Genomic DNA, 11458 nt, shown 5'->3' with positions numbered 1-11458 from the left:
AAGTCTCACGCACTGACAAATACTGACCAACCCATTAGGCTGCCGGAAATACTTCTGGTCATGGAATATCCGATGCCCTCTGTTTATCGCCTGGCGTTGCCAGCATTGTGCCTGTCGCTGATCCTGCCGAGTGCATTTTCTGTGCACGCCGGCGAACCAGCCCCCGCCGCTGCGGAACAACCCGCCGAAGAGAAGCCGGCCGAACGTCAACCCTTGCTCGAGCGTAGCCAGGAAGAAGCGGCGGCGCTTGCACGAAAGGTCCCGTCCCAGGAACAACAACAGCTACAAACCGGCAGCGATGCTTTTCTTGCGCTGTGGAAGCCAGCCAACACCAGCGATCCCAAGGGCGCGGTCATCATAATCCCCGGCGCAGGCGAAACAGCTGACTGGCCTCAAGCAATCGGCCCATTGCGCAAAAAGTTGCCGGATGCCGAATGGGGCAGCCTGAGTATCACGCTGCCGGACCTGCAAAGCGACGTCATCGCACCCCGCACCGTGGAAACACCGCCCGAAACCAAACCGGCGGACGTAGCGGCCGCAGCGCCGGACGCCACCACCGCCGCCCCCATCGAGCAAGTGGCCGGGGGCGAAGCCGATGCGGCAGATCCCGCCATCGCCGAAACCGGTGAAGAACATGCCAAGGCCGACGCCGAACGGATTTTTGCCCGCATCGATGCGGCGCTGGCCTACGCCGAACAGCAGAGCGCCCGCAGCATCGTGCTGCTGGGCCACGGCACTGGTGCCTATTGGGCGGCGCGCTACCTCAGCGAAAAGCAGCCCGCGCAGATCGAACGCTTCGTGATGGTCGCGGCCCAAACGCCCGTCACCGCCACGCCGGGCCTGGCCGAACTGACGCCCACCCTGAAGCTGGCCACCGCCGACATTTTCTATATGGACAAACCATTGGATCGCAACGCGGCCCTGGAACGCCTGCAAGCGAGCAAGCGATTGAAGGGGTCGAATTTCAGCCAGGTCGCCCTCAAGGCGTTGCCCAACGCAACGGCGGAGCAGGAACAGTTGTTCCGGCGGGTTCGGGGTTGGTTGAATCCACAAACGGACTAACGCTTCAAGTGAACCATTATTGTGGCGAGGGATTTATCCCCGCCGTGGTGCGAAGCGGCCCCAAATTGTCGATGCGGGTGTCAGAAATTCCCTGATGAATGGTTTTGGGAGCGCTTCGCACTCCAGCGGGGATAAATCCCCTCGCCACAATTGCTCGACGCTCGGCTAGCGGAAATCCCGCCGTTCGCGAATCAGCCTATAGGCGTTATGCAGCTCCCGGGTCCTGTCAGTCGCTTCACGCACCTGCAAGGGCGTCGCCCCGCTACCGGCGATCTTGTCCGGGTGGTGGCGGCTGAGCAGCCGACGGTAAGCCCGCTTTATCTGTGACGGCTCACTGGTGGCGGAAACGCCCAGCAGCCGCAACGCCTCCTGGTAAGTCACGCCGCTGTTGGGTCGCGACAGTTTCTGCGGTTCGTAATCGATCGCCAGCGCCTGGACCTGCTGCGGCGTCCAGCCCAACCACTTGCCCCATTGGGCAAGCAACTCGCGCTCACTCGCACCTGCACGGCCATCGGCCCACACCATCCGCCAGCAAGCCCGTAGCACGCCTTCAGCCGCATGGGGCTGGAGGGCGAGGCGGCGCAGATAACCGCGCAAGCGATCGTGCTCGGACTTGCCCCGGTTGAACGCCGCGATGGCGCGACGTTGCGCCGGCTCGCTCAAGTCGAGCGCGCGCATCTCTTGGCGAGCCTGCTGGATATGCCCATCGACGACGCGCCCATCGCTTTTCGCCAGGCGTCCGAGCAACACGAACAACAATTCATCATTGCGCAACGCCGGACGACCGCCCAGGCGCTCACGCACTTGCGCCCAGCTGTGCAGGTCCAGGCGCCGATCCAGCGCCTGTCCCAGCAGTGCGCCGAGCATGGCCCCCGGGATGCTGGCTATGGCAAAGCCCGCTCCCGCTCCGATCAGAGTCCCTGGCCACCACATATCAACGGCTCGCTTCTATCAATGTTTCAACCTGCGCCAAGCGTTCATGAGTCCCGACATCTATCCAATGCCCGTCCAGGCGTTCGCCGCTGACCTGTTCCAGGGCCATGGCCCGGCGCAGCAACGGCGCAAGCTTGAACGCGCCGTCAACGCAACCGTCGAACAGCCGCGGGTGCAGGACTGCGATCCCGCTATAGGTCAGTTTGTCGGCCGTCGGCGCCCCTTCATGAACCTTTCCGTCGGCCAGGATGAAATCCCCGCCGGGGTGATGCTCGGGATTGTCCACCAACACCAGATGGGCCATGCCGTCGAGCGGCCGATGCAAGGTGCCGAAATCGAAGTCGGTCCAGATGTCGCCATTGACCACCACGAACGCTTCGTCGTCCAACAGCGGTAGCGCGCGGAAGATGCCGCCACCGGTTTCCAATGGCTCGCCTTCCGCCGAATAGGCAATGCGCACGCCGAACCGCGAGCCGTCTCCCAGGTAATCCTCGATCTGTTGGCCGAGCCAGGCGTGATTGATCACCACCTCGCTGAAGCCGGCGGCAACCAGCGCGCGCAGGTGATACTCGATCAAGGGAACGCCGGCGACGCGGATCAAAGGCTTGGGCGTGGTCAGCGTCAGGGGCCGCATGCGCTCGCCCTTGCCTGCCGCCAGGATCATCGCCTTCATGCGGTCGCTCCGGCCGATTGCCGCAGGCTGCAAAGCAGTTCATCAAGCGGCGCCAATTCAGGACGACGAGCGATGACCGCTTCTATATATGCGAAGAACCGCGGTACATCACCCAGGTATCTCGGCTTGCCGTCGCGATGGCAGATACGCGCGAAGATGCCGATCACCTTCAGATGGCGCTGTACGCCCATCAAGTCGCTGGCGCGCAGGAAATCCTCGAAATCCGGCTGGACCGGAATGCCGAGGGCACCGGCTTCTTGCCAGTAATTTTCCAGCCAACCACGCACACGCTCCTCGGGCCAACTGAGGAAGGCGTCCTTGAACAGACAGGTCACGTCGTAGGTCACCGGGCCATAAACCGCATCCTGGAAATCCAGCACGCCTGGATTGGGCTCGCTGAGCATCAGGTTGCGCGGCATGTAGTCGCGGTGCACCAGTACTTTCGGTTGGGCCAGGGCACTGTTGATCAATAGCTCGGACGCTTGCTGCCAAAGTTGTTGCTGGGTCGCATCGAGTTCGATGCCCAGCTCGCGCTTGACGTACCACTCCGGGAACAGCTCCAGTTCGCGACGCAGCAAAGCAACGTCATAGCTGGGCAGTGGCGCCACCATCGGCAGTTGCTGAAACGCCAACAAGGCTTGCAGGGCATCGCGGAACAAATCGTCGGCATTTTCGCCGTCGATCACGTCCAGATACGTCCGGTTGCCCAAATCGTTGAGCAAAAGAAAACCGCGTTCGAGGTCTTCAGCATAAATTTTTGGCACGTTGATGCCGGATTTCGCCAGCAAAAAAGCAATATCGACGAAGGGTTTGCAGTTTTCCTGTGGCGGCGGCGCGTCCATCACGATCAAGCTGCGGCCCGCGCCTTCCCAACGGAAATACCGCCGGAAACTCGCGTCGCTGCTGGCCGCGGTCAATGTGGCCGGGGGCACGGCGCCCCAACCTTGCTGGGTGAAAAGGATCGGTAGTTGCTCATCGAGCCAAACTTTCAGGTGTTGCAAGCGTACATCTTGGTCAGGCATTGCAAGGGTCTCCGACGGCGCTAGCCGTCAAGCGGGTCATGCTTTATTATCCAGCATCTTTTTCAGACCATCGAGAGGCGTGCGGCCCACACCGCGGGCAGATGGCACGCAGGAAGCCCGGACTAATAAGATGGCATTGAAATCCCCCGCGTTTCGTAAAAAATTTCCGTTGCTGGTCACCGGCAGTCTGCTGGCCCTGCAACCTTTGGCCTCTTCATTCGTCGTCGCGGCGCAGCAGTATGACTGCTCCGTCTCCGCTTCGGGTGCCTGGGACTGTTCACCCAAGACGCCGGCCGCTGCATTGCCGCCGCGCCCCGTGCATGAAGGCAGCGCAGTAGCCGATAGCGGCAGCGCCCCGGCCGAAAGCGGTTCTGGCGAAGAAGCCGGTGAAAAGCCGATGCTGGTCACCGAAGCCAAGGGCCGTGGCCTGAAGTCGCGCAGTGCAGACTACAGTCACCTGGACTGGGTTCCGCGCGAGAACCTCACGCCCGCTCAACTGGCTGAAACCGGTCCCTACTGCGCTGGCGCGTATATCGAACCGACGCGTCCTGGCATGAACGACAAGACGGCCAAAAGCGATGCCCCGACCTTCCTGGGCGCCAAGGCCTCGCGCTACGAGCAGGAGCAGCAGGTAGCGACCCTGGCCGGTGACGTGGTCATGCGCCAGGGCAGCATGCAGGTCGAAGCCGACGAGGCCAGCCTGTACCAGGCCGAGAACCGTGGCGAGCTGAATGGCAACGTACGGGTTCGCGACAACGGTGCGCTGATTGTCGGCGACCACGCCGATGTGCAGCTGGACACCGGCGAAGCCAAGGTCGACAACGCCGAATACGTGATGCACAAGTCGCGCATCCGCGGTAATGCGCTTTATGCCAAGCGCGCCGAGAACGCGATCATCCGCCTCAAGGACGGTACGTACACCACGTGCGAACCGAGCAGCAACGCCTGGACACTCAAGGGCAACAACATCACCTTGAACCCGGCCACCGGTTTCGGTACTGCAACCAACGTGACATTGCGGGTCAAGGACATTCCGGTCCTGTACACACCGTACATCTATTTCCCGATCGACGACCGTCGCCAGTCCGGCTTCCTGCCGCCGACCATTGGCAGCGGCAGCGATACCGGCTTACTGCTGGTCACCCCGTACTATTTCAACCTGGCGCCAAACTACGACGCCACGTTGTACCCACGCTACATGGGCAAGCGCGGAATGTTGATGGAAGGCGAATTCCGTTACCTGACCAAATCCAGTGAAGGTCAGTTCGGCGCCGCGTACCTCAACGATGAAGACGATGAGCGTAGCGGGCAGACCGACTACGACAAGACCCGCTACATGTACAACTGGCAGCACAAGGGCGGCCTCGATTCGCGCGTGCTGACGGAAGTCGACTACACCAAGATCAGCGATCCGTACTACTTCCAGGATCTCCAGACCGACCAGATCGGCGTGGAATCGCGGGACTATGTGAACCAGCAAGGTGCCGTCAGCTATCGCGGTGACAACTACACCGCGCGGTTGAATGCCCAGGCTTACCAGATGGCGACGATTTCGAAGGTCACGCCTTATAATCGCCTGCCTCAGATCACTTTCAACGGCTCTCTGCCCGAACATCCGTATGGTCTGGATTTCGCGTACAAGACCGAGCTGGTGCGGTTTGATCGTGATTTGCGGACCGGTAACTACACCGACGAAGACGGAAATACTGAGCCGTTCCTCGACAACAACATCCGCGGCTTGGCCAGGGCTAACGGCGATCGCCTGAACCTGGCCCCTGTGATGAGCCTGCCGATGACCGCAAGCTACGGCTATATCAAGCCGTCGCTCAAATACCAGTACACCCAATATGATCTGGACCTGGACAGCAGGGGCAAATCGCAGGTCGCGGCGCAGAACGCCGAAGCCGATCGCCTGCGCGGCACCTACAGCAGTAGCCAGAGCCGTGGCGTTCCAATCGCCAGCATCGACAGCGGCCTGTATTTCGACCGCGACACCCAATGGTTCGGCACCAACTACCGCCAGACCCTGGAGCCCCGCCTGTTCTATCTCTATGTACCAGAGAAGGACCAGAGCGATATCCCGGTGTTCGATACCAGCGAATCGACCTTCAGCTATTCCTCGCTGTTCCGGGATAACCGCTTCACTGGCTCCGACCGTGTCGGCGACGAGAACAAGCTGTCCCTGGGCGTGACCAGCCGCTGGATCGAAGAAAACGGTTTCGAGCGTCAACGCGTCAGCGTTGGCCAGGCCTTGTACTTCAAGGATCGCGAAGTCCAACTGCCTGGCATCGACTTCAAGACTCGCGAAGACGCCAAGTCCGACGTTTCCCCGTACGCCTTGGAATACGAATATCGCTGGAACCGCGATTGGCGCACCACGGCGACCTACAACTGGGATCCGGATACTCACAGCCCTCGTTCGGGCAGTGCGATGTTCCACTACCAGCCGGAAGACAACCCGAACAAAGTCATCAACGCCGGTTATCGCTATCGCAACGACCAGGTCCGCTACGACGAGGCCACAGGTCAATGGCAAGTGGGCGGTGGCGACTACGGCACCCCGGGTACACCCGGTTACGTGAAGGACTACTACAAGATCAAGCAGCACGACTTCTCGGTCATCTGGCCGATCGTGCCGCAGTGGAACGCCATCAGCCGCTGGCAGTATGACTACAACCGCAACCGTACCCTGGAAGCCTTTGGTGGTTTCGAATACGACAACTGCTGCTGGAAACTGCGCCTGATCAACCGTTACTGGGTCGACTATGAAGAGTTCAGTCAAGCCGCCCCGGAAAACGAAAAAGGCGACCACGGCGTCTTCCTCCAAATTGTTCTGAAGGGACTCGGCGGCCTCACCGGCGCCAAGGTAGAGAGTTTCCTCGACAAAGGCATTCAAGGTTATCGTGAACGTGAAGACCAAGCTTTCTGATTGTCTGCGCCCGCTGATGCTGGGCGCGCTGTTCCTGGGTACCGCGGCCAACGCCGCGGTGCAATCCATCGACAAGGTCGTGGCCATCGTCGACAACGACGTGGTCATGCAAAGCCAACTGGACCAGCGCGTCCATGAAGTCCAGCAAACCATTGCCAAGCGTGGCGGTGGCTTGCCGCCACCGGGCGTGCTGGACCAGCAGGTGCTTGAGCGCCTGATCGTTGAAAACCTGCAATTGCAGATTGGCGAACGTTCCGGCATCCGCATCACCGATGAAGAGCTGAACCAGGCTGTCGGCACCATTGCCCAGCGTAACAACATGACCATCGACCAGTTCCGCGCTGCCCTGGCTCGCGACGGCCTGTCTTTTGACGACGCCCGCGACCAGATCCGTCGCGAGATGGTCATCAGCCGTGTACGTCAGCGTCGTGTGGCCGAACGCATCCAGGTGTCCGAGCAGGAAGTGAAGAACTTTCTCGCTTCCGACCTGGGCAAAATGCAGCTGTCCGAAGAGCTGCACCTGGCAAACATCCTGATCCCCACTCCGGAAAGCGCCAACTCCGAAGCGATCCAGAGTGCGTATCGCCAGGCGACGGACGTTTACCAGCAACTCAAGCAAGGCGCTGACTTTGGCCAGATGGCCGTGGCGCGTTCCGCCAGCGAGAACGCGCTGGAAGGCGGCGACATGGGCTGGCGCAAAGCCGCTCAGCTGCCCCCTCCGTTCGACCGCGAGCTCAGTTCCATGGCCGTGGGTGACATCACCCAGCCAGCCCGTACACCCGGCGGTTTCATCATCCTGAAGCTGTTGGAAAAACGCGGTGGCGGCACCCAGGTTCGCGACGAAGTACATGTTCGCCACATCCTGATCAAGCCAAGTGAAATCCGCAGCGAAGCCGAAACCAAGCGTTTGGCCGAGAAGCTTTACGAACGGATCACTTCTGGCGAGGACTTCGCCGAGCTGGCGAAGAGCTTCTCGGAAGACCCGGGTTCGGCCCTGAACGGTGGCGACCTGAATTGGGTCGACCCGAATGCGCTGGTTCCCGAGTTCCGCCAGGTCATGGCCGAAACACCGCAGGGCCAACTGTCCAAGCCGTTCAAGAGCCCTTATGGCTGGCACGTGCTGGAAGTCCTTGGCCGCCGCGCCACCGACAGCACGACCCAGGCGCGCGAGCAGCAGGCCATGACGGTATTGCGTAACCGCAAATACGACGAAGAGTTGCAAACCTGGCTGCGTCAGATTCGCGACGAAGCCTACGTCGAGATCAAACTCCCTGGCGCAGACCAGGCAGCGCAGTGAAACCCAAGCGTTTCGCGCTGACCCCCGGCGAACCAGCCGGCATTGGTCCCGACCTCTGCCTGCTGCTCGCCTCGCAAGCCCAGCCGCACCCCCTGATTGCCATTACCAGCCGCGATCTGCTCATTGAGCGGGCTGCGCAGTTGGGGGTGGCGGTCGACCTGCTATCGGTCACGCCGGATGCCTGGCCGGATGCTCCGGCGCCTGCCGGCTGCCTGTATGTATGGGATACCCCGTTGGGCGCCCCGGTCATGACGGGACAGTTGGATACCGCCAACGCGGCGTTCGTCCTGGAAACCCTGACCCGCGCAGGCCAGGGCTGCCTGGACGGAGCCTTCGCTGGCATGATCACCGCGCCGGTGCACAAGGGCGTGATCAACGACTCCGGCATACCGTTTTCCGGCCACACGGAGTTCCTGGCCGACCTGACCCAGACCGCGCAAGTGGTGATGATGCTCGCCACCCGAGGCCTTCGCGTGGCGCTGGTCACCACTCACCTGCCCCTGAAGGATGTCGCCGACGCCGTAACATCGCAACGCCTGGAACGGGTCACGCGGATACTGCACACCGACCTCCGGGAAAAATTCGGCATCGCCCAGCCTCGTATCCTGGTGTGCGGGCTGAACCCCCATGCCGGCGAAGGCGGACACCTGGGCCGCGAAGAAATCGACATCATTGAACCTACATTGGAACGCTTGCGCAGCGAGGGCATGGATTTGCGTGGCCCGCTGCCGGCCGACACTCTGTTTACCCCCAAATATCTGGAGCACTGCGACGCGGTGCTGGCGATGTACCACGACCAGGGCCTGCCCGTGCTGAAGTACAAAGGCTTCGGCGCGGCGGTCAACGTGACCCTGGGCCTGCCCATCATCCGTACCTCGGTGGACCACGGCACTGCCCTGGACCTGGCCGGCAGCGGCAGGATCGACACCGGCAGCCTGCAAGTCGCACTGGAAACCGCCTACCAGATGGCCGAGACCCATTTATGACCGAGCAATACCAACACCGCGCGCGCAAGCGCTTCGGCCAGAATTTCCTGCATGACGCCGGCGTGATCGATCGCATCCTGCGTTCCATCAATGCCAAGGTGGATGATCGCCTGCTCGAGATCGGGCCGGGCCAAGGCGCCCTGACCGAAGGTTTGCTCGGCAGCGGCGCACAACTGGACGTGGTGGAACTGGACAAGGACCTTGTCCCGATCCTTAACCAGCAATTCGCCAGCAAGAGCAACTTCAACCTGCACCAAGGCGACGCGCTGAAATTCGACTTCAACAGCCTGAACGCCGCGCCGGGCAGCCTTCGAGTCGTGGGCAACCTGCCATACAACATCTCCACGCCGCTGATTTTTCACCTGCTGAACAATGCCAGTCTGATCCGCGACATGCACTTCATGCTGCAGAAGGAAGTGGTCGAGCGCCTCGCCGCCGGTCCTGGCGGCGGCGATTGGGGGCGTTTGTCGATCATGGTCCAGTACCACTGCCGCGTGGATCACCTGTTCAACGTGGGGCCTGGCGCGTTCAACCCACCACCGAAAGTCGACTCCGCCATCGTCCGGCTTGTCCCCCACGCGGTCCTGCCGCATCCGGCAAAGGATCATCGCTTGCTGGAACGCGTCGTGCGCGAAGCCTTCAACCAGCGTCGCAAAACCCTGCGCAACACCTTGAAGCTGTTGCTCAGCAGCGCCGAAATCGAAGCCGCCGGCGTCGATGGCAGCCTGCGTCCCGAGCAGCTGGACCTGGCGGCTTTCGTGCGCCTGGCCGACAAGCTCAGCGAACAAGTCACGCCCACGACGGCTGCCAACTAACAGGCCACGACCGCTATCGGGCAGTACGCCGGTCTGGTTTACTACCCGATACGTGGCCTAGACTAATCTCTTGAGTCATGTCCGCGTCCCGCTTAAGGCCTTTTTGCATGTCCGATCCTCGTTATCAGGTCGACGTCAGCGTCGCCACCCGCTTTCTGGCAGAACAGTCGCAACCCGAACACAACCGTTTCGCTTTCGCCTATACCATCACGGTGCGCAACAACGGCTCTTTGCCGGCCAGGCTATTGTCGCGACACTGGGTCATCACCGATGGCGACGGACACGTCGAGGAAGTCCGCGGCGAGGGCGTGGTCGGCCAGCAACCGTTGATCGACGCAGGTAAAAGCCACAGCTATAGCAGCGGCACGGTGATGACCACCCAGGTCGGCACCATGCAGGGTACCTACCAGATGTTGGCCGAAGACGGTAAACGCTTCGACGCCATCATCAAGCCCTTTCGCCTGGCGGTGCCCGGAGCGCTGCACTGATGGCCACGTATGCGGTGGGCGACCTGCAAGGCTGCCTAGACCCGCTCAGGTGCCTGCTGGAACGGGTAGCGTTTGATCCACAAAAAGACACGCTGTGGCTGGTGGGCGACCTGGTCAACCGCGGCCCGCAATCACTCGAAACCCTTCGCTTTCTCCATGGCATCCGCGATTCGCTGGTCTGCGTGCTTGGCAACCACGACCTGCACTTGCTGGCCGCCTGGCAGAACATCGAGCGCCTGAAAAAATCCGATACCTTGAAAGAGATCCTGGACGCGCCTGATTGCGTCGAGCTGCTCGAATGGCTGCGCCAGCAAAAGCTCATGCATTACGACGAGACGCGCAACCTTGCACTGGTCCATGCCGGCATTCCGCCCCAATGGTCCCTGCGCAAGGCATTAAAGTGCGCGAGCGAAGTGGAGCAGGCGCTACGGGACGACAACCTGTTCGGCCCCTACCTGGACGGCATGTACGGCAACGAACCGGTCAAATGGGACAATGACCTGACCGGCGCGGCCCGCCTTCGGGTCATTACCAACTATTTCACCCGCATGCGTTTCTGCACACGCGACGGCAAGCTGGATCTCAAGGGCAAGGAAGGCATCGAGACCGCCCCACCCGGTTATGCGCCATGGTTCAAGCACAAGGAACGCAAGACCCGTAACCTGAAGATCATTTTTGGTCATTGGGCGGCCCTTGAAGGTCAAAGCGACGAGCCCGGGGTCTTTGCCCTCGATACCGGCTGCGTATGGGGCAGCGCGTTGACGCTGATGAACGTCGACACCGGCGAACTGCTGCGCTGCGATTGCGACGATAAAGGCCGCCCCAAACCACATCTATCGACCACCGCATCATTGCCGGCCGGCACTGCCCTTTGATCGGCTTTGCGCTTCAGGCCACAGGAGTCCTAAATGACCGAATTCAAACGCATCCCTCCCGAACAGGCCCACGCCCTGCGTGAACAAGGCGCCGTCGTCGTCGATGTGCGCGATCCCGCCACTTTCGCAGTTTTGCACATCAGTGGCTCCAAGCATCTGGATAATCATTCCCTTCATGCTTTCATCCAGGCCGCTGATCTCGATGCGCCTACCATCGTGGTCTGCTACCACGGCAACTCCAGCCAGAGTGCGGCGGCCTACTTGATCAGCCAGGGCTTCAGTGACGTCTACAGCCTGGACGGTGGTTTTGAGCTGTGGCGCTCGACTTACCCTGGAGAAACCGAGCAAGGCTCCCACGAATAATTTTTTATGCCGTGC

General features: G+C 61.2%; 11 protein-coding genes. 8 read left to right on the top strand and 3 right to left on the bottom strand.

The genetic code is table 11. From position 1 onward, the window contains the following. The first annotated feature begins 72 nt into the window (after positions 1–72). A complete protein-coding gene (locus tag JMN22_RS18920) occupies positions 73–1062 on the top strand; it encodes an alpha/beta hydrolase family protein (protein ID WP_198797829.1) in 990 nt (329 codons plus the stop codon). 165 nt (positions 1063–1227) lie between these two features. Here the strand turns inward: JMN22_RS18920 and JMN22_RS18915 are convergent, their stop codons facing one another. The 3 genes from JMN22_RS18915 to JMN22_RS18905 are packed head-to-tail and all read right to left on the bottom strand — an operon-like array spanning position 1228 to position 3690. Next, positions 1228–1995, bottom strand: coding sequence for a TerB family tellurite resistance protein (locus tag JMN22_RS18915; RefSeq protein ID WP_030139220.1), 768 nt, complete (start codon positions 1993–1995; stop codon positions 1228–1230). A gap of 1 nt (position 1996) precedes the next feature. Further along, positions 1997–2668 carry an N-acetylmuramate alpha-1-phosphate uridylyltransferase MurU gene (gene murU / locus JMN22_RS18910; RefSeq protein WP_198797830.1) on the bottom strand — a complete coding sequence of 224 codons (672 nt, stop codon included), beginning with the start codon at positions 2666–2668 and terminating at the stop codon, positions 1997–1999. Continuing rightward, positions 2665–3690 carry an aminoglycoside phosphotransferase family protein gene (locus JMN22_RS18905; RefSeq protein ID WP_030139222.1) on the bottom strand — a complete coding sequence of 342 codons (1026 nt, stop codon included), beginning with the start codon at positions 3688–3690 and terminating at the stop codon, positions 2665–2667. The genes murU and JMN22_RS18905 overlap by 4 nt, the downstream gene beginning before the upstream one ends. A 130-nt stretch (positions 3691–3820) precedes the next feature. Here JMN22_RS18905 and JMN22_RS18900 point away from each other — a divergent pair, with 130 nt between their 5' ends. From JMN22_RS18900 to glpE, 7 genes are all read left to right on the top strand, one after another. Beyond that, a complete protein-coding gene (locus JMN22_RS18900; protein ID WP_198797831.1) occupies positions 3821–6619 on the top strand; it encodes an LPS-assembly protein LptD in 2799 nt (932 codons plus the stop codon). Continuing rightward, positions 6600–7916 carry a peptidylprolyl isomerase SurA gene (surA, locus tag JMN22_RS18895; protein WP_033864455.1) on the top strand — a complete coding sequence of 439 codons (1317 nt, stop codon included), beginning with the start codon at positions 6600–6602 and terminating at the stop codon, positions 7914–7916. Before JMN22_RS18900 ends, surA begins: the two co-directional genes overlap by 20 nt. Then, positions 7913–8902, top strand: coding sequence for a 4-hydroxythreonine-4-phosphate dehydrogenase PdxA (gene pdxA, locus JMN22_RS18890; RefSeq protein ID WP_198797832.1), 990 nt, complete (start codon positions 7913–7915; stop codon positions 8900–8902). Before surA ends, pdxA begins: the two co-directional genes overlap by 4 nt. Further along, the gene (gene rsmA / locus JMN22_RS18885) at positions 8899–9717 is read left to right on the top strand and encodes a 16S rRNA (adenine(1518)-N(6)/adenine(1519)-N(6))-dimethyltransferase RsmA (protein ID WP_030139226.1); all 819 of its coding nucleotides are present in this window, start codon (positions 8899–8901) and stop codon (positions 9715–9717) included. The genes pdxA and rsmA overlap by 4 nt, the downstream gene beginning before the upstream one ends. Positions 9718–9824: 107 nt before the next feature. Beyond that, positions 9825–10205: a Co2+/Mg2+ efflux protein ApaG gene (apaG, locus tag JMN22_RS18880; protein WP_030139227.1), complete on the top strand. Its 381-nt coding sequence runs from the start codon at positions 9825–9827 to the stop codon at positions 10203–10205. Further along, positions 10205–11080, top strand: a complete 876-nt coding sequence (locus JMN22_RS18875; RefSeq protein ID WP_030139228.1) for a symmetrical bis(5'-nucleosyl)-tetraphosphatase — start codon at positions 10205–10207, stop codon at positions 11078–11080. The genes apaG and JMN22_RS18875 overlap by 1 nt, the downstream gene beginning before the upstream one ends. Positions 11081–11113: 33 nt before the next feature. Next, the gene (gene glpE / locus JMN22_RS18870; RefSeq protein WP_030139229.1) at positions 11114–11443 is read left to right on the top strand and encodes a thiosulfate sulfurtransferase GlpE; all 330 of its coding nucleotides are present in this window, start codon (positions 11114–11116) and stop codon (positions 11441–11443) included. The last annotated feature ends 15 nt before the right edge of the window (positions 11444–11458 follow it).

It is taken from the genome of Pseudomonas sp. HB05 (assembly GCF_016756915.1).
In the GTDB taxonomy this organism is placed as follows: domain Bacteria; phylum Pseudomonadota; class Gammaproteobacteria; order Pseudomonadales; family Pseudomonadaceae; genus Aquipseudomonas; species Aquipseudomonas alvandae.
Note: the sequence above shows the minus strand (reverse complement) of the source record. Positions and strands in the feature narration are given on the sequence as shown.

Coding starts and splice junctions, on each gene's coding strand:
- JMN22_RS18920 (WP_198797829.1), top strand. CDS start 73: ATGCCCTCTGTTTATCGCCTGGCGTTGCCAGCATTGTGCCTGTCGCTG.
- JMN22_RS18915 (WP_030139220.1), bottom strand. CDS start 1,995: ATGTGGTGGCCAGGGACTCTGATCGGAGCGGGAGCGGGCTTTGCCATA.
- murU (WP_198797830.1), bottom strand. CDS start 2,668: ATGAAGGCGATGATCCTGGCGGCAGGCAAGGGCGAGCGCATGCGGCCC.
- JMN22_RS18905 (WP_030139222.1), bottom strand. CDS start 3,690: ATGCCTGACCAAGATGTACGCTTGCAACACCTGAAAGTTTGGCTCGAT.
- JMN22_RS18900 (WP_198797831.1), top strand. CDS start 3,821: ATGGCATTGAAATCCCCCGCGTTTCGTAAAAAATTTCCGTTGCTGGTC.
- rsmA (WP_030139226.1), top strand. CDS start 8,899: ATGACCGAGCAATACCAACACCGCGCGCGCAAGCGCTTCGGCCAGAAT.
- apaG (WP_030139227.1), top strand. CDS start 9,825: ATGTCCGATCCTCGTTATCAGGTCGACGTCAGCGTCGCCACCCGCTTT.
- JMN22_RS18875 (WP_030139228.1), top strand. CDS start 10,205: ATGGCCACGTATGCGGTGGGCGACCTGCAAGGCTGCCTAGACCCGCTC.
- glpE (WP_030139229.1), top strand. CDS start 11,114: ATGACCGAATTCAAACGCATCCCTCCCGAACAGGCCCACGCCCTGCGT.